The sequence below is a fragment of the Clostridium paraputrificum AGR2156 genome (assembly GCF_000424025.1).
Classification (GTDB): domain Bacteria; phylum Bacillota; class Clostridia; order Clostridiales; family Clostridiaceae; genus Clostridium; species Clostridium paraputrificum.
The window spans coordinates 43999-67652 of the sequence record NZ_AUJC01000011.1 but is presented as its reverse complement, the minus strand read 5'-3'; the positions used below and the strand labels follow the sequence as shown (position 1 = coordinate 67652).

The following is a 23654-nucleotide window of genomic DNA, read 5'->3' as shown; positions in this document are numbered from 1 at the left end:
ATACAATCTTTATAAGTCATCTATCAGGGTGGCAGCTTTTGCATATGCTGTAGATTTTGCTTCAAAAAAGTCTGTTTTAACCGAATTAGCATCTGCTAATACATCTACCCACAATGCAGGATTTTCATCATACCCATCATATATTTTAGGTAATCCTATAGCGCTTAATCTTAAATTTCCTAAATACTTAATATAATCTTCTATCAACTTTTTGTTTATTCCTTGTATGTTATCACCTATTACATAATGTCCCCAAGCGATCTCATTTTTAACACCTTTCTTCATCATATCTACTAGTTCTTTTTTTAAATCATCATTAAATAACCCTGGTTCTTCTTTCTGAAGTTCTTTAATTATATTTCTAAATAGCCACAAATGAGTATTCTCATCTCTATTTATATATCTAATTTCCTGTGCAGATCCAGGCATCTTACCATTTCTCTCTAAATTATAAAAGAACATAAATCCAGAGTAGAAGTATATACCCTCTAATATATAATTAGCCATAATTGTCTTCACTAAATTATACTTGTTAGGCTCTCTTAAAAAGTTATTATATAATTCCCCTATAAATTTATTTCTTTCTAATAATATTTTATCATCTTTCCATTGATATAATATTTCATTTCTCTTCTCAGGAGAGCATATTGTATCTAACATGTAGCTATAACTTTGTGAATGAACAGCTTCTTGAAATGCTTGAATTGTCAAACATAGATTAACTTCGCTTGCTGTAATATAGTTTGATATATTACTTAAATTTGCAGTTTGAATTGAATCTAAAAATATTAAAAATGATAATATTTTATCGTATGCACTTCTCTCTGCCTCATTCAATTTAAAATAATCCTTTAAATCTTGTGATAAGTTAATTTCTTCTGGTATCCAAAAGTTATTCATAGCCTGCCTATACCAATCACTAACCCATCCATACTTCATATTATTAAAATCATTTAAGTTAGTAGTATTTCCGTTAATCATTCTTTTTTTACTAACTTCAATATCTCCAAACTCATTAAATAATGGTTTTCTATTTATTTTCATAACATTCACCCTCTAAAATTTTTATGCAGAACAACTTTCACAATCTCCTACTGTCAAAGATTTACTTCTAACATAATAAATTGATTTAACTCCACATTTATTAGCTTCAATATAAAGATTCATTATACCTCTCATTGTATAATTTGTTGTTATATATAAATTAAATGATTGCCCTTGGTCAATATGTCTTTGTCTTATTCCATTTATTTTAACGCACCATTCTTGATCTATATTATAAGCAGAATTATAATACCAATAATTATCATCACATAACTGTGGTGCAGTTTTCGGCACTATACTTCCTTTCTTTTCTTCTAAGAAAAATCTAGACATTATGGGATCAACACCTTCACTTGTACCAGCGATTGTAGCTGTAGAACCATTTGGGGCCACTGCCATAATATATCCATTTCTTATCCCATACTTATTAATATCTTTTTTTAAGGAATTCCATTCATCAGAATCATATCTTCTTAAGTCAAAATAATCTCCACTTTGCCAATCTGAGCCTTGAAATTCTGAATATCTTCCCTTTTCTTTAGCTATCTCCATACTTGCCTTAATTGCATAATAATTTATTTTCTCATATACCTTATCAGCAAAATCTAAATGTTCATCTGATGTCCAATGGATTCTATTATTTACAAGCATATGATGATATCCACTTGTTCCCAATCCTATAGCTCTATACTTTTTATTAGTAATATCAGCAAAAGGTACAGAATAATAATTCAAATCTATAACATTGTCCATTGCTCTAATTTGAGTTTCTACTACATAATCTAGTTCCTTATCATTAAGTACATCTACATTTCCTAGAACTATAGAAGATAAATTGCATACTACAAAATCTCCTGACTTAGTTCTTTCTACAACAATTTTATCTCCATTTTCGTCAACTATCTCTGATTTCCTTATTTCCATAGGACTCATATTTTGCATTATTTCTGTGCATAAATTAGATGAATATATCATTCCCTTATGCTTGTTAGGATTCATCCTATTTACAGTATCTCTATAAAATGCAAATGGTGTTCCTGTTTCTGCCGCACTCTTAATTATTAACCTTACTATATCTTTTACAGACATTACTCTCTTTTCTATTCTGCAATCATTAACACAATCATAATATCTTTCTTCCCACTCTTCTCCATAAAAATCCTCTAATGAATATCCTTTTACAGTTCTTATTTCATGTGGGCACATCATATACCAATTAGCATCAATATCAGTTTCTGCTAATCTCCAAAATAATTCTGGATAACATAGTCCTGGGAAAATATCATGTGCTTTTTTTCTATCATCACCATTATTTGTTCTTAATTGAAGAAATTCAGGCAAATCCTTATGCCATGCATCTAACCAAATAGCTACTGAACCATTTCTAACTCCTAGCTGGTCTACTGCTATAGCTGTATCATTAAATAGTTTTATCCAAGGTATTATTCCTCCTGATGCTCCTTTAAAGCCTCTTATAGCAGATCCTAATGCTCTTACCTTACCTATATATATGCCCATGCCACCACCAAATTTTGATACCTCTGCAAAATTATCAAGAGATTTATATATACCCTTCAAGCTATCATCAACAGTATCAATAAAACATGAACTTAATTGATAGAAAGGTTTTCTTGCATTTGACATAGTTGGAGTTGCCATAGTTGCTTTTAATGAACTTAATACATCATAAAATCTTATAGCCCAATTTACTCTATTCTCTTTCTCTTCAGGAATAGCTAAGTGCATAGCAATTCCCATAAACATTTGTTGTGGTAATTCAACAACCTCTCTATCATAGTTATGAACAAGATATCTCTTACTTAACAAGCTTATCCCACTATATGTAAATAAAAAATCTCTTTCAGGCTTTATCACATTCTCTAATTCTTTAACTTCCTCTTCTGTATAATTTTCCAATATATATTTCCCGTATAAACCTTCCTCAGTTAACTCCTCAATAAATTTATACAAGCCCGAATATAATCCAGATTCGCTATTTATTCCTCTTATTTTCTTAACTTCATCATAAAGCTTAAGAGTATATAATCTAGCCGAAACATATTGCCACTTTGGTTCCATCTCCGTAGTTAACTCTAATGATACTTGAATGATACATTCCATAAGCTGTTTATCATTCATCTTAGGTGTTATAATATGCTCTAAAGCTTCTTTTAACCTATCTAGGGTATATATTCCCTCGTTATCTTTAATTGCTAAAAGCCCTTCTCTACATAACTTCTCTATCTTTTCCAACTCGACCCCTCCACTATATATAGTATTCTTTTTAATCATTTCCTAATTACAGTACAATATATAGTACATTATAATTTTTATAAATAAGTATGTAAAATTCTATATACTCCTTTTCTGGTCAAAAATTATATCTTTTTATCATTTTACTCCATATTACTTCGCTTACCTGTAATGATTATTAATAAATAAATCCTATTACTCCAAGAACAAAAAAATAGATCTAGGCTTATCCTAGATCTACTTCATTCTCTTTATTTAAAGGTAAATATATAAATATTTTAAACATATCTCCCTCTCTTGTTATATATACTTTCCCATCATGTAATTCAATTATACTTTTAGTTATAGCCAATCCTAGTCCTGACCCCTCTATTCTAGAATTTCTAGAAGAATCTCCCCTTGCAAATCTCTCAAATATCTCCTTATTATCAAAGTTCATTTCATAATTAGATATATTCTTAAAAGAAAGAACAATGTATCCATCCTTTTCTCTAATATCTACATATACTCTAGTCCCCTCTAATGAATACTTCATAGCATTTATTATGATATTCTCTATTGCTCGTGAAATCAACTTTCCATCAAGGTCAATATATACCTCTTCTCTATAGCTATCAACCTTAAATTCTATATTTTTGCTTTCATATATATAATAATATTCTCCTATTGTTTGATGAATAAGGGAAACTACATCAATATTATCCTTAAACAATTCCATCTTGCCACTATTAATCTTAGACATCTCAAACAAATCATCAATTAAAACCTTCAACTTCTTAGCTTTCTTTTCAACAATAGCTAGATAATCTTCCTTCTCATCTTTAGTTATATCTTGTCTTAAAATATTTACATAATTTATTATAGATGTCAATGGTGTTCTTAAATCATGGGATACATTAGAAATAAGTTCTGTTTTTAACTTTTCATTTTTCAATGCATCTTCTACCGCAATGCTATATCCTTCTTTTATTTTACTTATATTATTAAGTAATTCTCTAACCTCTGGACTACATTGATCTTTAATTTCATATTTTATATTTCCATCTTCGGATTTTTTAATAGCTTCATTCACCTTAATTATCTCAATAGATTTCTTTAATGAATAAGTTATTCCTATCAAAGGTAATAACATTATAAAGAAACTCCCCTTAAATGGATACATAGAAAAAAACTTAGCTAATATATTATTCTCATACCCACCATTTACTGCTAATAAGTATAAATATACTATAAAAAATAGTGATAGGCTGCTGAAAGTTATCATTAAAGTCCTTCTAGTTTCCTTATAAGCAACTCCATACTTAAGTACAAATATTACGCTTTTTACAAAATTCCCTCTTAATTCAACTTTACCTCTACTTCTTATAAATACAAATATTATTTTTATAAACATGAATATAGCAATAAAAATAATTATAAAGTTTAAAATAGCAATCTTTAAATTATTAATGTTTGTATATCTATTTATATCCGAATAATAATACTCCTGAAAGTTTGATAATATACTACTATTATATACTAAGTTCTCTTCGGAAATATTCTCGTTATCACTTATCTTAAGCATTTCACGTCCTTTATACTTACTATATAAATAATCCTGTATATCCTGCTCTGTTAATCCATTGCTTACACTTAACGTCTCACTAAAATCATTGGTTATAATAGAATTATCTCTCTTGTCTCGTATAATGAAATATAGCTTACTATCACTTGAATCTATATCACTACCCTCATAGGAGTTGTTAATAAAGTATGCTTTTAAAACATCTTCTCTATTTTTGTCATTATAATATAATTCTTCTAATCCAAATGTATTATTATAGATATACTTTTGAAGTCCTTTTACTTCATCTAAAAATGTCTGCTTATAAAATCCCTTAGGATTTATAGTTGCTTGCATAGCTGATAAATTCTTCGAAGAATATCTAGTAAATACGTCTTTATATACCTCAACTCCAAAAAATATACAAGTAAGTGCTACTATTAATATTTCAATCATCCATATATGATTGAAATAGCTCTTAATTTTCTTTTTCAATTTTGTAGCCAATACCCCACACCACCTTAATATACTCTGGCTCCTTTGTATTTAATTCTATTTTCTCTCTTATTCTTCTTATATGAACAGTGACTGTATTCTCACTTTTATAAAACGGCTCTTCCCAAACCTTTTCATATATTTCTTTTATTGAAAAAACTCGACCTAAATTTGAAGCCAATAAAAGCAATATTTTATACTCTGTTGCTGTAGCTTTTATCTCTTCTCCTCTTACAGTTATTTTTTTAAGCAAAGTATCTATTTCTAAGTCCTTTACCTTTATAACTGAACTTTCTTCTATACTCAAAGGTTTTTCATATCTTCTTAATTGAGACTTAACCCTCGCTACTAACTCTAAATTGTTAAATGGCTTTGTTATGTAATCATCAGCACCTACATTTAATCCTAAAATTTTATCAGAATCTTCTCCTTTTGCTGATAACATTATTATAGGAATATTCTTGCTTTCCCTAATTTTTAAGCATGTCTTTATTCCATCTAATTTAGGCATCATTATATCTAATATAATTAAATGTATTTGCTTACCCTCTAATATATCTAAAGCCTCTAAACCATCTTCAGCCTTTATTACATTTAACTTTTCTCCTCTAAGATATATTTCAATGGCATCCCTAATTTCTTTTTCATCGTCTACAACCAAAACATTATACACACCAATTGCCCCCTTAAACTTATATATTTAAATTATATCCTATTCTTATTAAATCATATCTTTACTAATCCTTTATTAAGTTTTTATTACTTTCCTTCTTCTATAGTATATTCATTATTTTCAAAGTAAAAAGTATTACTTTGCTTATTATCTATCTTAAATTTTGCTATAACAATTATAGCAATAATTATTAGTATAATAAGTAAAATCTTTTTATTTTCCTTACTTCCTGGCAAATTTATTCTACTCATAACTATCACCTCTATTCATAATTTTACTATAATTTTAACAGTAAAGTGTTTTATTTCTCTTTTTCTTTATATATAATGGACAGGGAGTATAAATCAAATGATTAATTTTTTAATTTAGGGGTTTTTTTATGGAAATTATAAAAAATAACAAAAGCTTTATTTTAGATGTAATTATTATTTTTATTGGTTGCTTTATAGCATCTTTAGGTATTAACTTGTTTTTGAGTCATGCTCAATTATTAAGTGGTGGTGCTACAGGTATTGCACTTATTTTAGAATACATGTGGAATATCTCCTCTGGTATTACTCTTTTTATTTTAAATATCCCACTTTTTATATTAAGTTATAAAAAATTAAGTAAAGATTTTACCATTTATTCTGCCGTAGGTATGGTTTCATTATCAACGTCACTAATCATTACTAAGCAATTTTCTTCATATATAAAAGTAAATGATATGCTTCTTTACTGTATTTACGGAGGGATTTTATGCGGAATAGGTTACGGACTTGTTTTTTTGCGTAATGGCTCTGCTGGTGGTACAGATATAATAACCATGCTAATTAGAAAAAAATATTCTAATTTTAATATAGGAGCAGTTAACTTTGCTATAAATTTAATAATAGTAACTATAGGAGCTATAATATTTGGTATTCCTAGAGCTTTATATACATTAATATCAATGTTTATTCAAGGTCTTGTATTGGACCAAGTTATAAGAGGTTTCTCAAGTAAAAAGTTAATGATGATACTAACTGAAAAAGAAGAAGAAATTATTAAATATATAATAGCTGATATGCATAGAGGAGTCACTACTCTTCCTGCAAGAGGAGAGTTTACAGATCAAGACAAGAGAATGTTATACTGTCTAGTTACCTCTAGGCAGATGATTACTTTAAAAAACAGAATATTATCATGCGACCCCAAAGCTTTTATTAGTATCTTAGACGTTTCTGAAGTTAAAGGGCGTGGATTCCAAAACCTATAATAAAAAGCCAGATATTTTATCTGGCTTTTTTGCTATCTAAATATTTCTTTTGTCCAATTTCATATAAATTGTTTCCTTCAGTATCTACTATAACAACCAATGGCATATCTTTAACTTCAATTTTTCTAATAGCTTCTGCACCTAAATCGTTATATGCTATTATTTCTGAACTAATAATACTCTTACCTATTAATGCTCCTGCTCCTCCAATAGCACCAAAGTAAATCCCCTTATTTCTTATAATTGCATTTATTACCTCTTCACTTCTTGAACCTTTTCCTATCATTCCTTTAAGACCTAAATCTAAAAGTATTGGAGCATATGGATCCATTCTATAACTAGTAGTTGGCCCTGCTGAACCAATAACTTCCCCAGGCTTTGCTGGAGTAGGTCCAACATAATAAATTATTTCATCTTTGATATTGAAAGGCAACTCCTCTCCCATATCTACTAATTCTATTAATCTTTTATGGGCTGCATCCCTTGCAGTATAAATTGTACCTGATAATAATATAGTATCTCCAGCCTTTAAGCTTTTTGCTTTTTCTTCAGTTAATGGTGTTTTTAAATTTATTTCCATAATTACCTCCTATAATATTATCTCTTTATGCCTTGTAGCATGACAATTTATATTTACTGCAACAGGTAATCCTGCTATGTGGGTAGGGTAAGTTTCTATATTCAATCCAATGGCTGTTGTTCTTCCACCAAAACCTTGTGGTCCTATACCTAACTTATTAACTTTTTCTAAAAGTTCAATTTCAAGATCTTTATAAAATTCATTTTTATTTCTTTCATTTATTGGTCTAATTAATGCCTTCTTAGCCAAATATGCAGCCTTATCAAAAGTACCACCAATTCCAACTCCAATAACCATAGGGGGACATGGGTTAGGTCCAGCTTGCTTAACTGTATCCAAAATAAACTTTTTAACACCTTCTAAACCGTCAGCTGGTTTTAACATTGCTATTTTACTCATGTTTTCAGAGCCAAACCCTTTAGGTGCCAAAGTAATTTTGACCTTATCCCCTTTTACTAGATTATAGTATATTACAGCTGGAGTATTATCTTTAGTATTTATTCTATCTATAGGGTCTTTCACTACTGACTTCCTTAAAAATCCCTCATCATATCCTTTTCTTACCCCTTCATTAATTGCATCTTCAAGTAATCCCCCAACAAAATGAACATCTTGTCCAACTTCTATAAAAATACAAGCCATTCCAGTATCTTGGCATATTGGGACATTCTCATTAGCAGCTATATCTGCATTTAATAAAATTTTATCTAATACATCCTCAGCTATCATGAATGGTTCCTCTTCTTTAAATTTATTTAAAGCATCTTTTATATCATCACTTATATAATAATTTGCATCAATACATAATTGTTTAACTACATTTTCTATTTCTCTTACATTTATCTCTCTCATAAACTTCACCTCTACCTCTAATATAACTTACATCCATATTATACTAATAGTTCATTTACTTTTCAATTACTTGCAAAATTCGTAATAAAAAAGAAGGTGCATACAAACACCTTCTTTCTTCTACATATTTCCCCGGAAATTTATTTTATTTCATCAAAATATTTATTTATTCCAATTGTTATTCCCTCTACAATTTGATTTTGATGGCTTTCGCTTTTTAACCTTTGTTCTTCTTCATTATTTGATAAAAAACCACATTCTACTATTAAACAAGCACCATCATATTTATCTCTTAATATCTTATATTGTTCTTTTGCGGCCTTTTCTAATCTCTTGTTATTATCTTTTACTACTTCTTTTAAGGAACCTTGTACATACTTTGCTAATTTCATACTTTTTTCGTTACTTGCATACCATACTTGAGCTCCAAAACATTTTTCACTATTAAACTTATTTTGATGTATTGAAATGAAAATATCACATTTAGTTTCTATCTTCATTTTACATCTAGCCTCTAAATCTTTTACCTTTTTAGGAGATAATTCTTTATCTTCCTCCCTAGTCATGTATACCTTATATCCTTCTTTTTCAAGTTTTTCTTTTAATCTTTTACTAATTTGAAGATTTATATCTTTTTCAATAGTTCCATTTCTTGATTGTGCACCACCATCAATGCCACCGTGACCAGCATCTATAAGTACAATGCCTTTTGATACTTCTTCTGCCATAACAGGTACTTTTATCATTAATAATGCTATAAACACTGCCACTATTATTCGTCTTACTTTCATAGTGCATCCTCCATTCAAACTTATTATCACAAAGTTATTATGTGATTAATTTGTCCATTTATTCAAAGAAAAAATCCCCCATAAATTATGGGGGATTAAACTATGCTGAATAATTTTCAATAACACTCTCTGCTATATTTGTTGAATGGTCTCCAATTCTTTCAAAATTACTTATTAAATCTAAGAATATGGCACCTGCATATGCATTACATTTTCCATCATATAGTCTCTTAATATGTTTATCTCTAAATTTCTTTTGCGAAGAATTTATTCTTGATTCTATAGCTCTTATACTTCTAGCTTTTTCCACATCTCTATTAGCATAACTTTCTATAGAAATCTCTAACGCATTTACTGTATAATTATATATCTCATATAGCTCTTCCATTGCATCTGAACTATATGATAAATCTCTATTAATTCTTTGAGAGGCTAAATCTGCTACATTTTCAGCATGATCTCCAATTCTCTCTATATCGTTTATTACATGGAAAGTAGATGCAACAATATCTTTCTCTCTATCTGACATTTCACATTTAGCAAGCTTTACTAAGTATGTAGTTATTGATTCTTCTAAGATATTAATTATCTTCTCATTCTCATATACCTTTTCAACTAACTTTTCATCTTGATTAGAGAATGCATCCATAGATAATTCTAAATTCTTTTTAGCCTTATTAGCCATTCTTATAGTTTCTTTTATAACTTGCCCTGCTGCTATTACAGGTGTTTCTAATAATCTATCATCTATATATTTAGGTCCAGCCTTTTCTTCCTCGTCTTCACCAGGAATGATTTTATTAACTATTACAATTAAGTATTTGCTAAATGGAAGTAATAACATTGTATTTACAATATTAAATACTGTATGTGCATTAGCTATTTGTCTGCTAACATCTGGGCTCATCTTAGTTACTGCTACTCCTAGCAATCCTAAGAATGGTAAGAATATTATTGTTCCCACTATATTAAATATCAAGTGTATTGCTGCAGCCTTATGCGCAGTTTTATTTGCACCAATACTCGCAATGATAGCAGTAATACATGTTCCTATATTACATCCAAATATTATTGGTAAGGCAACCTGTATGTTAATAGCACCAGCTGTAGCCAATGCAACTAATATACCTGTAGTGGCAGATGAACTTTGTAATATTGCTGTTATAGTAGCACCTGCAATTACTCCTATAAGCCAGTTATCTCCTATAGTTACTATTAACTGCTCAAATACTGGTGAACTAGTTAAAGGTTTCATTGCACCACTCATTATTCCCATTCCAGTAAATAAGATACCAAAACCTAATACTATATTACCAATATCTTTTCTTTTTTTACCTCTTGCAAACATAACCATTATTGTTCCTAAAAATACAAATAACGGCGCTATTTGATCTAGTTTAAATGATACAAGCTGAGCAGTTATTGTTGTCCCTATATTGGCACCCATAATTATACCTGTAGCTTGTGTTAAATTCATTAAACCTGCATTAACAAATCCAACAACCATTACTGTTGTTGCACTACTACTTTGAATTACAGCAGTAACAATAGCACCAACAAGAACAGCCTTTATTGGGTTGCTAGTTACTTTTTCAAGAATCTTTTTTAATCCATCCCCAGCTGCATTTTCTAGACCATCTCCCATTAACTTCATACCATAAATAAATAGTCCAAGACCACCCATTAACTTCATAATTATCATTATTGTTGATTCCAAGGTTCTTCTCCTCCAACTCTTCTAGCATTACATAACCTAGTTTACTTTATTTTTTACCTTTTGTTAATATAATATAAATACTTTTAACATGAATTTAATAAACCTTTTTTTACCATATTTCTCAATAAAAAAGAGATGTAAAGCCTCTCTTTTGAATATTCCATACTATGTCTTTGAGAATTTGAGTTTATGTAATTTCAATGACTTGTATATACTCTGTTAGTTATATGTCACTTATAGTAATGTTCTGAACTGTGAGCAAAATGCCTTTTTATTATTGTTCTTTTTAAATATTTCTTCTAATTTTCTTTTTCCAGTATCACGCACTTCTGGAGTATACCTAATTTGATGGACACATAGAAACTACTTATAATATATATTAAGAAGGATGTATTTATTTAATGAATACTAAAGAAAGATTTACTAAACAATTCAAGGAATATTTTACATTTATGTTATATAATTAAAATGTGAACTTCTATTATAAGGAGAATATAGCATGAGTATCATTTTTTGGCTTCTATTAATTATTTTATGTCAATTATACCTTTTAATTGATAGTATAAAAGAAAAAAGGATTAATTATTTCCATGTTTTTCACTTGATTTTTTATATTTTCATATTAATTTATTATTTGTATAATAACAATGAAATTCCTTACAAGTTACAACCATTTATAGCTGTTGACATGGTTATTATGAACATATATTCCACAATTAAAAGTTCTTCTGTCAAAAAAAGCTAAGGATTAAGTCCTTAGCTTTTTTAATACTTATTAATTTAAATATAAATAAACCCCACAAACATTTGGTTTGTGGGGTTTTGAAAAACTCTTGTATTATCTCTTTGAGAATTTGAAATATAGTATTTATCGAGTTTATAAACTATTTTGTTAGTTGTATGTTTGTTACATTAATATACCTAAAATAATCTATATATAATGAAGCGTTTTTTTTACTTACTAATCTCTTATATTCCTTTTTAAGATTCTCTTGAGAAATCTGTGCATACCTTTATGTCGTTTCTTGAGACTCATGTTCTAGAATTTTTTTAATACCTTATAAGCTCTTTCCTGAATTTAATAAAAAAAAGCTAGCAAACAAGGTTTTATCCCTATCTACTAGCTTTTATCTATAAGTATAACCAACTATATACCTTTTTACACCATAAATTAGTTTTTATTGATTTTTTGTTATTTTTATGATATTTTTTTATTGAAACATAAGTTGGTATTAATTTTCAATTAAATTAATACTCCTAGAACCATATATAAACAAAAAGAGCGATTAATCCTCCCCTATTGTGATTAATCGCTCTTTTTTAATGCTGTTAAACATATATTATACTCTTAAAAATTATTGATCAAAAGTTTGTTTATAAGCAACACTTTATTTATACAAAAAAAGAATAAAATCAAATCTTTTGTAAAGGAAACTTGACAAAAGGTATTAATCATTATATATTAAAATTGTAAAGGAACATTTACAAAAAAGGAGGCGATATTCTGAAAAACCGTGTTGAACATATAAGAAAAAAAATGGGGCTAAATCAAGATGAGCTTTCAAAGTTACTTAAGGTATCAAGGCAAACTATTAGTGCTATAGAAACTGGGAAATACAACCCCTCTTTAGAACTTGCATTTCAAATAGCTGATTTATTTGAAATGCCAATTGAAGAAATTTTTTTATGGAAGGAGAGCCAAAAGTGAAAAAGAACGAATTAAAAAATAATCTATGGTATGGAATTTGTTATATCTTAGCTGGCATTTTCTTTGTTGTTATGACCTGCTTAAACGAAGGTAAACTAAGTAGTTTATTTTCAGGTTTTGCAGGTGCAGGAATAGTTGTAGGTATAATAATGATATCCCGATATTTTTACTGGAGCAATCCAAAAAGAGTGGATAAACTTTCAAAAAAAATTGAAAATGAAGAAATAATATTACATGATGAAAGAAATACTTTATATAGAGATAAGGCTGGTAGATACGCATATATAATAGGTATGATAATTATTCCTATATCAATTATCATATTTTCAATCCTTAATGCATTAGAAATTTATAATTCTTTACTAATAATATTATATCTTTCCGCGTTATGGATTGTTCTATACGTCGTTGGAATTGTATACTATAGAAAATTAAAGAATAATGGGTAATTAGCAATTATGTTAGTTTGTAATGTATAATACTTCCAGCTAATATACGCTGTCATAAAAACACTATTTACCTTGCAGAAAAAATACAGTAAGTAATAATATTCACTATACTTACTGTATTTTTTATTTGATTAGCAATTTAAGACCAACTTTATTATACTACTTAGTTAAAATATACTCCCAACATGCAGGACCTAAATTACTGTCGTTCTTAAATCCTAATTTAGCATTTAAATTTACAACACCTTGATAAAAGCTTCCATTACCTTTAGCCGGACCATATGAACCATCTATAGGGCCATTATATAATCCTAAAGCTTTCATACTTGATTGTGCTAAAAATACATAAGTCCCCTTTGCTCCATATTTTAATACGTTCTTCTTACAATTCTTTAACAATTTTCCTTCCTCCTTAACTATAGGTTTATTTTCTACAGGTTTTTCTTGCACTACTTGCCCTGTAATTCCTTCTACTATTGCATTTGCTATTAACTCTGCTCCTAAGTCATTCCACTTTTTAAAGTCTGCTTCTGTATCTACAAAAGCCATTTCTATTAGCATAGCTGGCGCTACTGTATGCCTTAATACATATAGTTCTTTATACTTATGCCCTCTATTTCTAAACCCTGTTCTCTTACAATAAGTTTCTATTAATCTCTTAGCTTCTTCCTTAGCTCCACTAGTATTGGTAGTATATATCTCTGCTCCTGTACCTCCACCAGCATTAAGATGTAAGCTTAAAAATAGATCTAACTTTTGTGCATTAGCTTTATTAACTATAGCTGCTAGCTGTTCATTTACAGAGCTAGCACTATTACAACTACAATCTATTACTGTATGGCCTAAAGCTCTTAACTTTTGTATAACCTTATCTCCAACTTGTCTATTCTCTTTAGATTCATTAAGTAAACCTACAGCTCCACACGGACTTTTATCCCATGTACTATGTCCTTTGTCTATTCCTATTATCATATCTTTTCCTCCTTCTATTAAATAAATTAAAAGAGTAGCCTATTTGACTACTCTTACTTTCCATTAAAATTTGTTATTTCTCCCTTAGGACTAATTTCTTTTGGAACTTCTGTATTCTTGTTGCTCAACCTAACTAATAGATCATGTATAAAATTAGATCCCCTGCTAATAAGTATTCCAGTAAGAACAACCCCTAAGAAAGGTATTACAGTCTCTATTTCTAAAAGTGCTAATATATCTAATCTTGTACCAAATACTATTAGCATACTAACAACTAATGCTCCAACTCTATCTACCTTTACCTTTCCATCTTGCCAAGTCATCTTAAGTGTTTCCCACACGCTCTCTGCAATAATAGCAACTACTACTAACATTATTAATTTTTCCATTTTTACATCTCTCCTCTTAAATCAATTATTTTATCAACTTTCCTATTTAAATCTGACATTTTCTCATTCATACTTTGAGATAAAATTCTATTACTTTCTGAAAGTTCTTCATTGGTTTTTGTAACTCTATCTAAAGTAAGTTCTATTCTTAGCCATATCTTTTTATAAAGAAACCAAATAAGCACTATACATAGAGCTACTGGAAATACAAATGTATTAAACACGCCTGTTATGTCATTCATTTTGCACCTCTCTTCTATTAATTTTTTGTATAAAAAAGAGACTAGAATTTCTTCTAATCTCTCTTAAATCTTATTTACTTTTAGTTCGTCCTTTTGGTTTATTAAGAAATAGGTATAAATACAAAATTTATTTTAACTCTTTTTATTCTCCCTGCTCCTGTACTTCCATCATAGCATCCCCAAAGTTCGAACTTTAGTGGACTTCCTTTAGTAACTTTAATTCGCATAGATATTGGTAAGTTATACGCTAATCCCCACGCATAGCTTGCATTAAGTCTATTTGTTGTTACCCCTCCTGTAGTAACTCTTGGATCTAAGCTCGTACTACCTGATGGAACTTCACCCGAAACTCCTGTCATATTTGCACCTGTTACAAATCCATCAATTAATAAAATTCCATCTTTATCAAATGTTAATGTTTTATCGTAAGCCTCCATTTTTACAAAGTTTTTAGATTCCGGGAAGGATACTGAAGAACTTCCTGGATACTCAAAATCCATTCTATCCATAACAATGCCACCAACATCCATAGCTGAATTTTTGTTGATGTTAGCCATACATATTATATAATTTGTTATTAAATTCATAAATTTAAGTTGATTAGCATAATCTCCTATAGTCCCCGACTTTCTAACACACTCTATGCAAACCCCTGGTATTCCTTTAACTTTACTTGCATAATTGTTAGTACAACTATCATTTGCAGTAGATAGAATTTCAGCAACATAACTATGACCTATGTTTAAATATCTAAATACTTCTTTAGATATTTTTTCAGTTACTTCATCACCATACAGAACATAATCTCTTTTCGCCTCAACATCCACAAAGTTATGCAAATCTAAAAATCCATCAATTGAATAACTACTCATAACATCGCGGACGTATTGACTTTCTTTTTCACTAAAAGGAGCAGAACCTTTGTAGTATGGATGAGTAGGATCTGTTGTATAAGAAGGTTGATTACTCCAATTAAAATCAAAGTTTCTATTAATATCTACGTGTCTAGAATTGTATCTTGTCTTGGGACTTGCATCCATGCCATAAGGATTAACTACCTCTATTCCAACTATCCTTACATTTCTCTTAATAAAATCTAATTGTGGAGGTAAATTTTCACCCTTACATAAATAATTTAATAGTAAATATAAATAGTAAGGAGAATAAGGTTCATCACCATGTACCCCACAAGTAATCATTAATGTTTTAGAATATCCACCACTCGGAGTATATACTATTCTTTTTATATCCTTAGTATTACTTTGGTCTTTACCTAATGTTGTTTGCTCTAAAAGATACGGAAATTCAGCTACTAAAGCATTAAAAAGTGAATAATATTGACCACTAGTATAATTAGTTATGTTTAGTAAATTTCCACTTTTTTCTTTGTGACTAAAAAAGAAAGAATTAATATTATCTTTTAAACTTCTTCCATCAGCATCAAAAACCACATCAGAAGTAGTATGAGGATGATATATGTTTCCGTTCTCATCTTGTATCTCAATCTTATTTATAGTCATCCTTTGCACCTCCTAAACTATTTTAAAGAAAAGCTTCTTCTGTGTAGCACTACTTAAACTTGTTCCGACCTTTACTGTATCTCCTGGATCCCCTTTATCTCCCTTAGGTCCTTGAGAGCCAGTTGCTCCTTTCGCCCCTGTTGCCCCCTGCGGTCCTTGTGGTCCAGCTGCACCAGTATCTCCTTTTGGGCCTTGAGTACCTTGTGCTCCTTTTTGTGCTATTAAAGTCCAGTAAGTTGTATTTGTAGGAGTTTGGCCAGTATTAGACGTTTTACAAGCATATGTATTACCACTATATGTAACAATATCTATATAAGCAGAATTATTTACATAAGCAATAGAACTTGACCATGCACCCAATAATCTCATTGAAACACCTTTTGCTCCTGCTGCACCAGTTGCTCCTCGCTCTCCTGTTTCACCTTTAGGTCCTTGTATCCCTTGGGGCCCTTGAGCTCCTGTTGCTCCCTTAGGTCCTGTTAATTCACCTGATGCTAACTTTTGTTCAAATGTTTCTCCATCAGCAAAAGTAACACAGTCCGCAGATGTTAGAACATTTACCTCTTCTTCAACCGCACCTGTACTTTCATTTAATAATTGAACTCTTACTTTTCTTAATTCAGCCACTTTTTCATCTTCCTTTCTTAAACTATTTTTATCCCCATATTGGGTGATACTTTTATGTTCTGACTTCCGCCACTTACACTCTGCTTCTCAGTAACTTTAAAATAAAATGTATTTTCCTTCTTTACTGATGGAATTTCTTCACAAACAATTATGTTAGATTTTTCTCCCAAAGATATTTCAATATTATTTAGTCTTTCTGTATATTTTTCCTCAATTCTTCCACTAGCTTCTTTAAAGTATTTATCCCACTCATCAAGTTTATTTAGACCTAATGTCAACGCTGAAAACTCATTAGTGCTTTCTATAGCTGCATCATCTCTTAAAGATGCTATTACATCTATATCAAATTTAATAGTCGATAATATATCTGTAGCTTCATAAATTACTAACTCTAATTTAAGCCACCCACTTTTAGCTAACATCTGTGAAGTAAGCTGTAACTCTGCCAAACCACCTTGTGCGTTAACTATAGTTAGATTATTAAATACTTTTGTTCCATCTGGTTTAACTCCATATACCCTTACTGTTTTATTTTCCAATGAAAAAGGTACTCTATTATCTAATAAATTAAATAATAAGTACCTTGCTGTGTCATTTTGTTTAACTTTTATAGGATCGTATAGATCTTTATTAATCTCTAAATTAATTTTCCTTAGAAATTTCATAATCCTCCTCCTATGCCACTACCGTATAATTAATAGTTAATTTTTCATTTTTATATACTAAAGCATTATCAGCTCCTGGATTACTTATATTTGAATAAGCTAGCATTCCTCCTATTTCTATTCTGTTATCACTTGCCTTAGCACCTCTACAATCTACTCGCTTAGGAACCCACATATCATTAGTATTACCATCCCAATAATCATCTATAGTTCTAATAGATACTGATACACTTACATCTTTGTTTCTAAATTCTTCTGGTAAATTTACATACGCAAAGGTTAATCCTCCCATATTAGGCGAACTATGTGCTGGTAAAGTAACATAGCCACTATATTGAAGGTGATGATATTCCCTTTCACTATCTCCAAACTTATTATAAAAGCCTTTCTCTGGACTTATAACTATTTTACTACCATCTGGTAGTTCACTTTCAAATGTACCAGTTTCCATCCATATTTTTGTCATTCCATTCTTAGAAGAAAATAATCTTCCTACAATTTTATCAGCTATTAGTCCTTCTGCTGTTATAGCAGTAGTAAAATCCCAATCCTTTCCGTCTGGAGTTCTTTGTTGACTAATCTGTATTCCAGCACTTCCTCCAATCATACACCCATATGTAGGAGAATTAGGATCTAAGTCTTCCCATATAAATGCTCTTACATCTTGTAATTGTCCAATCTCTTTTTGTGCTACTAACTTAGCTTTAGTCGCATCTAAAAATCCTTGTATTTCATTTCCTTTTACTGTTCCATTAGAATTTAATATATTATTAATTTTACTTTGTACATCTGCTTGTTCTTTAAAAAAGTTAGAAATAGCATTTCCTAACTCTAATGATATATATTCTCCTGTTATAAGGTCTTTTTCATAATCTATAACTCTAGAGTTAACATCTATATCTAATCCTGGAATATAACACGTTACTGTGTCACCTTCATTAACAGTTACTAATTTAATATAATCTTTACAAGCTGTGGTATTGGCCAGATTAATCATATCTATTTTATAATTAATACTTGGCTTGTCTATGCCTTCCTCATAAAGTTTATTACATCTCTTTATTAACTCTGTCCTTGCTTCCTCTATAGTGTCAAATCCTTCTTCATCTGTTTCTGCTTCTTTGACCTTAACATCATCAAAATTTATAACTCTCATCTTAGGCTTTGTATACTTATTTATAAGTGGACTATCTACCCATGGAGTACTACCATCAAGCATTATTCCATTATAACCAGTTGGAATTATTCTTGTAGCAACTTCTTCTATATTTATATCTTCTTCTATTTCATTTAAGTTGTAACCTAATTCAACTCTTACTCCATTATCAGAACCAACTTTATCATTAATATAAACATCAAAGTTATCTAAAAGAACTTCTCCCCCCCATCTATTTAAAAATGAATTTTCATCATCTCCTAAAATAGCTTCTACTATGTTTTTTCTCACATAATAAGATGTATTTACAGTAGATATATTACTATGTCCAGTAAATCCAGTACCTTCTAGAATTATATTTAATGCATCCTCTCCATTCTTTAGAGTTGGTCTAACATCTAACAAAACATTATCTATTAAATCAAAAAATAAAGGCCTTGCATAAGCTGTTATACCATCCAAAGACTTTACTACATTAAAAATTCTATAAAGCTTTTTCTTTTCATCTTCAACTGATATTACATTTTCATAGTCTACATACTTCCATCTTCCAATATCATCTATTGGATGCTCTAAAGTAACTAAATGTTCACTTGCTTTATATGTGCAGGATATAGGGGTTAATGTAATATCTCCATTCATTGAATAATTTGTATTAGTCTTAAGATATATTTCTATCTGATTCATTAACTTAAGCACCTCCAATTTGGAATGATATATATTTTAAAGTTACCACTCCATGCAAATGTATTATCTCCTTCTTGTAGGTACATATCTGCATAAGAGCCTTTTAGAGCTACATTGTTTATTATTCCATCTCTAAAACATAAACCTAACTCTGTATTTACTATAACTTCCTGTCCTACATTTATTTGTACTTCCTTACCATTTATATTAAGTTTTAATAACCCTTCTCCTGTTATACGATAAATAGGCTTTGTAACCATTTCATGATTATATAAATATTGTTCTAATTCTCTTTCTTCCATTCCATCACAAAAATAAACATATGGACTACAAGTAAATATAACTGTAAACTTTCCTAGCCTTTTTAATACTCTTTCTGGTGTATCTATTCTTACTCTTTTAACTTTATAGCACACTTCTAGATCATCACTAAATTTTAATATTTCAGAACCACTGTTAATCCATCTCTTTATTCTTCTAAAGTCATTTTCCCATTCGGAAGGCTTAGAGACAAAATTAAAAGATATAGGAACTTCTATATCTTTATAATACAATTCTCTATATAAAGGTTCTCTACCAGGAATATTAATCTCCTCGTATTGCATTTCCGCAGAAGGTTTTACTGGCCTTGTAACCACATGTGTATTAAAATCTAAATTTGTTTCGTTTCCATATACTACAAAATACTTAGCCATATGCAAAACCTCCTTTCCCTTTCTTATAATTATTAGTACTTCTATTAATAGTATTAACTACTTTTCTTGTAGTTTCTCTATACATTTCCTTTCCATCAACTTTAAAGATATTTGTTGTGTAAATAATTGTTTGTCCTGCTCCTGCCTCTTCTTTAACTATCTTTCTTAAATTACTATACATCTGTGCTAATGGAATAACAGCCTCTGCTTGCCTGCCGAGTCCTTTATAGCTGTCTCCTACAACTGTATTGCTATTTAAAAATGTAGGTCTATCTATAATTCCACCTTCGTATAAATAATTTATTTTAGGTAAATCAACTCCAAAATGTTTTCCTCCAACTATTGGAACCCAATCTGGTGCAGTAAAGCTTATTGTATTCAATCCATCTATAGCCATATTTATAAGACCTATAACTGTATTAAGTGGTGCTTTTATAACAGCTCCTAATCCATCCATTATTCCGCCAAATATATTTTTTACACCTTCCCAAGCTCTAGACCAATCTAAAGTAAACACTCCAGCTACAAAATCTATTACTCCACTAAAAACATTTTTAATAGCTTCCCAATAGTTACTTACGTTTGCAAAGAAAGAATTAAATATATTTCCCAATACTCCAAAGTTATTAGTCCAATCTATGGTAAATATTCCAGTTAGAAAATTATCAAAATTAGTAAATATCCCTGTTATAGTAGACCATACTTCATTAACTCCATTCCTAAACCATTCACACTTATTGTATAGTATTGTAAATGTTGCTCCTAAAGCGATTAACCCAGTTATTATCAGTGTCACTGGGTTTAATCCCATAACAAAGTTAAGCGCTTTTTGAGCTAGAGTTTGAGCCTTTGTTGCTAATGTTACAAGTGCTTGACTTTCTTTCATCTTTTTAAATGATTGTCCTGCCTTATTTGCAAAATCCATAGTCTTTCCTATTCCTGTGCTTAATTTACCTATAGTACTTATAACCGGCCCTACAGCTACTGCAAATAATCCAAACTTAACTATATTCTGTTGTGTATTGACATCCAAGGAAGCAAACTTTAATATTACATCATTTAATTTAACTATAAATGGAGTAATAACTGGTAAAAAATTATTTCCAAACGTTGCTCCTAATTGCTGCATAGCTTGTCCAAACGTTTTTGTCTGATTAGATGCAGATTCGCTACTCCTTGCAAAATCTCCTTGTGCTGTTTTGGTTTTATCTAATACAAAATTATATCTTAGAGTTATCTTCTCTTCATCTGTCATGGCTGATACTTTCTTTTTAATTCCCTTTTCAGTAGCATATAACTGTAAATTATTTTCTGTCATTATTGCACCGAATTTTTTCATTGGCTCTGCTTCACCAGTAAATATGGCATTTAATGCATTACTGGCTTCTTCTAGACTTGTATTATTCAGTGATGCCATATCTGCTGCCAATCCTGTCAAGCTTATACCAAATTCCATAGCTTTATCTGAATTAAATCCCATACTAACTGCTAAGTTACCATATCCACCAGCTAACTCTAATGCTTTTATATTAGATATACCAAATTGCTTTAGTGTGGTATTAGACCATTGCTGAACTTTTTCAGCATTCTTTCCAAAAACAACCTCAACTTTATTTATATTTTCTGTCATATCACTAGCCAATTTAAAAGATGCTGCTCCTGCTCCTAGCAAAGGGGTAGTTAACCCGAAAGTAAGTTTATTCCCAACACCAGATAACTTACTTCCAAGCCCCTCTAATTTTTTGCTTGTATTTTCTAAGGATTTACTTACTTTATTCCATTTACTAGATTGCTGTTCTAATTCAGTATTAGTTTGTTTTAGCTCAGATTCAAGTCTATTGTAATAACTAATCTGATTATTTAATTTTATAGCTAGGTTCTGTGCTTCTCTAGAATTTTCGCCTGTTGCTTGTACTTGCTTATCATAACTATTTTTAAGACTGTCTATTTTCCCCTTTTGAATAGTAATTGCTTCTGTTAAATATTTTTGTTTATTCTTAAGCTGATCAGTTTCACTTCCAAAAGCTTTTAGTCTAGTTGCAGTTGCATTAAATCCACTCTTAAGAACACTCATATTTCTATTCATAGCTGTAAGTCCATCATTAAAACTTTTGCTATCCATAGACCACTTTATGACCATTTCATCTACACTTGACATTTAATCCCTCCTTTCCTTTAAAGAGAAATAGTGTCGCCATAAACTTCTTCTACTTCTTCATCCATACCATTTTTCTTATTAAGAACTTCAAAATGAATTTTCAATAAAGCTTGTAGTTTTCTATGTGTACAATTCCAAAACTCTTTTTCACTCATTCTTAACTCTACAGTTGCCATATAATAAAGCCATGCCCAATCAAGTGGTTTATACTCCTCTTCATCAGACACGGCTTCTATTCCCCCTCTTCCATATTGGGACTAGCTAACTCCATAGCTTTATTTAATTGCTCCATTATATAGTTCGCTTTTTCAGTATCGCTCATAGCTTCTGTTAACAATTCCCCAACTTCAACTAATGTTATCTTCTCATTTCTAGGCTTTATAGATGAATAAACTAATGCCCTTAGAGCCTTATATTTACCTTTCCCGTTCTTCATAGCATTAATTGCCTCATCCATTTCCCCATAAACCTCATCTAATTCACAAATAGCATTAAAATCAAATGCTATTTTAAATGTTTTCCCACATAATTCAAGCGGTACTAATATATTTTTCAAATCTTTTGCTTTCATTATAAATACCTCCTAAAAATATAGACTAGGTTTTACCCTAGTCCTCTATTCTGCTTCCGTTGGGCTCTGTGCTTTTGCTGTTGGTACTTGCTTAAACCAAGTTTTTTCTTTTGCAACATTAGCTGTTTCCCCATTCATATCTAGTTCTGCCACATGTGTATCTAATTGCCTATTTTTATAACATTTAAATGGAATTTCAACTTGTTGTAGTTTTGGTTTTCCCTCTGCAGTTTCTGCCTTTTCATTTGGATATTCAAAAACCACATCATAATACCAAGCATATTTATTTTTATTGCCAGTAGTAGGCATTTGAAACCCTAATGCATTATGCTTTACTTCAACTTCTCCTGGTGGAAAATATACTCCATCTTTATCTATTTCACCACCAAACATCAACAATTTAGTTTCTGGAGTAAGATAGTTAAGTGTAACTTTTCCTGTTCTTTCTACTGTTCCATATACAGTTTCCTCTACTTCATCATCAGAATAAGCATTTTCACTATCTGCCTTTGTTTCAATTTCTATTGCAATAAGCCTTTCACACCTTTTAGGTACCTCTGCTGTGTATGTTTCATCATTTGTGGTTACATCAGCCAGGTGAAAGTTCTTTGCTCCTTTAATCCTTGCCAT

Annotated in this window: 24 protein-coding genes; 3 read left to right on the top strand and 21 right to left on the bottom strand. The window is 30.1% G+C overall.

Annotated elements, in window-relative coordinates:
* Nucleotides 1-9: 9 nt before the first annotated feature.
* The 5 genes from G594_RS0112375 to G594_RS20150 form a co-directional block, all read right to left on the bottom strand.
* On the bottom strand, nucleotides 10-1044 hold the full coding sequence (locus G594_RS0112375) for a ribonucleotide-diphosphate reductase subunit beta (RefSeq protein WP_027098871.1): 1035 nt from the start codon (nucleotides 1042-1044) through the stop codon (nucleotides 10-12).
* 21 nt (nucleotides 1045-1065) lie between these two features.
* Nucleotides 1066-3288: a ribonucleoside-diphosphate reductase subunit alpha gene (locus G594_RS0112370; RefSeq protein WP_027098870.1), complete on the bottom strand. Its 2223-nt coding sequence runs from the start codon at nucleotides 3286-3288 to the stop codon at nucleotides 1066-1068.
* A gap of 235 nt (nucleotides 3289-3523) precedes the next feature.
* Complete coding sequence (locus G594_RS19690; RefSeq protein ID WP_027098869.1) at nucleotides 3524-5335, bottom strand: sensor histidine kinase; 1812 nt, start codon at nucleotides 5333-5335, stop codon at nucleotides 3524-3526.
* Nucleotides 5319-6008 carry a response regulator transcription factor gene (locus tag G594_RS0112360; RefSeq protein WP_027098868.1) on the bottom strand — a complete coding sequence of 230 codons (690 nt, stop codon included), beginning with the start codon at nucleotides 6006-6008 and terminating at the stop codon, nucleotides 5319-5321. The genes G594_RS19690 and G594_RS0112360 overlap by 17 nt, the downstream gene beginning before the upstream one ends.
* A gap of 86 nt (nucleotides 6009-6094) precedes the next feature.
* Complete coding sequence (locus G594_RS20150) at nucleotides 6095-6259, bottom strand: hypothetical protein (protein ID WP_155849308.1); 165 nt, start codon at nucleotides 6257-6259, stop codon at nucleotides 6095-6097.
* A 128-nt stretch (nucleotides 6260-6387) separates the two neighbouring features.
* On the opposite strand from G594_RS20150, the gene G594_RS0112350 reads away from it, so the two are divergent.
* Nucleotides 6388-7245 carry a YitT family protein gene (locus G594_RS0112350; RefSeq protein ID WP_027098867.1) on the top strand — a complete coding sequence of 286 codons (858 nt, stop codon included), beginning with the start codon at nucleotides 6388-6390 and terminating at the stop codon, nucleotides 7243-7245.
* A gap of 16 nt (nucleotides 7246-7261) precedes the next feature.
* Here the strand turns inward: G594_RS0112350 and G594_RS0112345 are convergent, their stop codons facing one another.
* The 4 genes from G594_RS0112345 to G594_RS0112330 all read right to left on the bottom strand — a co-directional run bounded on the left by G594_RS0112345 (nucleotide 7262) and on the right by G594_RS0112330 (nucleotide 11170).
* Nucleotides 7262-7825 (bottom strand): Fe-S-containing hydro-lyase, encoded by a 564-nt coding sequence (locus G594_RS0112345; protein ID WP_027098866.1) that lies wholly within the window; start codon nucleotides 7823-7825, stop codon nucleotides 7262-7264.
* Between the two features lie 9 nt (nucleotides 7826-7834).
* Complete coding sequence (locus G594_RS0112340) at nucleotides 7835-8677, bottom strand: fumarate hydratase (protein ID WP_027098865.1); 843 nt, start codon at nucleotides 8675-8677, stop codon at nucleotides 7835-7837.
* Between the two features lie 140 nt (nucleotides 8678-8817).
* Entirely contained in the window at nucleotides 8818-9468 is a 651-nt protein-coding gene (locus G594_RS0112335; protein WP_027098864.1) for an N-acetylmuramoyl-L-alanine amidase, read from the bottom strand.
* A gap of 100 nt (nucleotides 9469-9568) precedes the next feature.
* The gene (locus G594_RS0112330; protein ID WP_172458941.1) at nucleotides 9569-11170 is read right to left on the bottom strand and encodes a Na/Pi cotransporter family protein; all 1602 of its coding nucleotides are present in this window, start codon (nucleotides 11168-11170) and stop codon (nucleotides 9569-9571) included.
* Between the two features lie 1552 nt (nucleotides 11171-12722).
* On the opposite strand from G594_RS0112330, the gene G594_RS0112325 reads away from it, so the two are divergent.
* Complete coding sequence (locus G594_RS0112325; RefSeq protein ID WP_396334730.1) at nucleotides 12723-12893, top strand: helix-turn-helix transcriptional regulator; 171 nt, start codon at nucleotides 12723-12725, stop codon at nucleotides 12891-12893.
* Nucleotides 12890-13342, top strand: a complete 453-nt coding sequence (locus tag G594_RS0112320; RefSeq protein WP_034866637.1) for a DUF2178 domain-containing protein — start codon at nucleotides 12890-12892, stop codon at nucleotides 13340-13342. Before G594_RS0112325 ends, G594_RS0112320 begins: the two co-directional genes overlap by 4 nt.
* Nucleotides 13343-13501: 159 nt before the next feature.
* Here G594_RS0112320 and G594_RS19685 read toward each other — a convergent pair whose 3' ends face one another.
* The 12 genes from G594_RS19685 to G594_RS0112260 form a co-directional block, all read right to left on the bottom strand.
* Entirely contained in the window at nucleotides 13502-14314 is an 813-nt protein-coding gene (locus G594_RS19685; protein ID WP_051196006.1) for an N-acetylmuramoyl-L-alanine amidase, read from the bottom strand.
* 53 nt (nucleotides 14315-14367) lie between these two features.
* On the bottom strand, nucleotides 14368-14703 hold the full coding sequence (locus G594_RS18915; RefSeq protein WP_051196005.1) for a hypothetical protein: 336 nt from the start codon (nucleotides 14701-14703) through the stop codon (nucleotides 14368-14370).
* A gap of 2 nt (nucleotides 14704-14705) precedes the next feature.
* On the bottom strand, nucleotides 14706-14945 hold the full coding sequence (locus G594_RS0112305; protein ID WP_027098860.1) for a hypothetical protein: 240 nt from the start codon (nucleotides 14943-14945) through the stop codon (nucleotides 14706-14708).
* 101 nt (nucleotides 14946-15046) lie between these two features.
* A complete protein-coding gene (locus tag G594_RS0112300; protein ID WP_027098859.1) occupies nucleotides 15047-16465 on the bottom strand; it encodes a M14 family metallopeptidase in 1419 nt (472 codons plus the stop codon).
* A gap of 12 nt (nucleotides 16466-16477) precedes the next feature.
* The gene (locus G594_RS0112295) at nucleotides 16478-17092 is read right to left on the bottom strand and encodes a collagen-like domain-containing protein (protein WP_027098858.1); all 615 of its coding nucleotides are present in this window, start codon (nucleotides 17090-17092) and stop codon (nucleotides 16478-16480) included.
* A gap of 17 nt (nucleotides 17093-17109) precedes the next feature.
* Complete coding sequence (locus G594_RS0112290; protein ID WP_027098857.1) at nucleotides 17110-17757, bottom strand: BppU family phage baseplate upper protein; 648 nt, start codon at nucleotides 17755-17757, stop codon at nucleotides 17110-17112.
* 10 nt (nucleotides 17758-17767) lie between these two features.
* Complete coding sequence (locus tag G594_RS18910; RefSeq protein WP_051196004.1) at nucleotides 17768-19600, bottom strand: phage tail spike protein; 1833 nt, start codon at nucleotides 19598-19600, stop codon at nucleotides 17768-17770.
* A complete protein-coding gene (locus G594_RS0112280) occupies nucleotides 19600-20295 on the bottom strand; it encodes a distal tail protein Dit (RefSeq protein WP_027098856.1) in 696 nt (231 codons plus the stop codon). Before G594_RS0112280 ends, G594_RS18910 begins: the two co-directional genes overlap by 1 nt.
* A complete protein-coding gene (locus G594_RS19680; protein ID WP_051196003.1) occupies nucleotides 20288-22453 on the bottom strand; it encodes a phage tail tape measure protein in 2166 nt (721 codons plus the stop codon). Before G594_RS19680 ends, G594_RS0112280 begins: the two co-directional genes overlap by 8 nt.
* Before the next feature lie 17 nt (nucleotides 22454-22470).
* Nucleotides 22471-22680, bottom strand: a complete 210-nt coding sequence (locus G594_RS0112270) for a hypothetical protein (RefSeq protein WP_027098855.1) — start codon at nucleotides 22678-22680, stop codon at nucleotides 22471-22473.
* 5 nt (nucleotides 22681-22685) lie between these two features.
* Entirely contained in the window at nucleotides 22686-23024 is a 339-nt protein-coding gene (locus G594_RS0112265) for a hypothetical protein (RefSeq protein ID WP_027098854.1), read from the bottom strand.
* Between the two features lie 45 nt (nucleotides 23025-23069).
* Nucleotides 23070-23654, bottom strand: coding sequence for a major tail protein (locus G594_RS0112260; protein ID WP_027098853.1), 585 nt, complete (start codon nucleotides 23652-23654; stop codon nucleotides 23070-23072).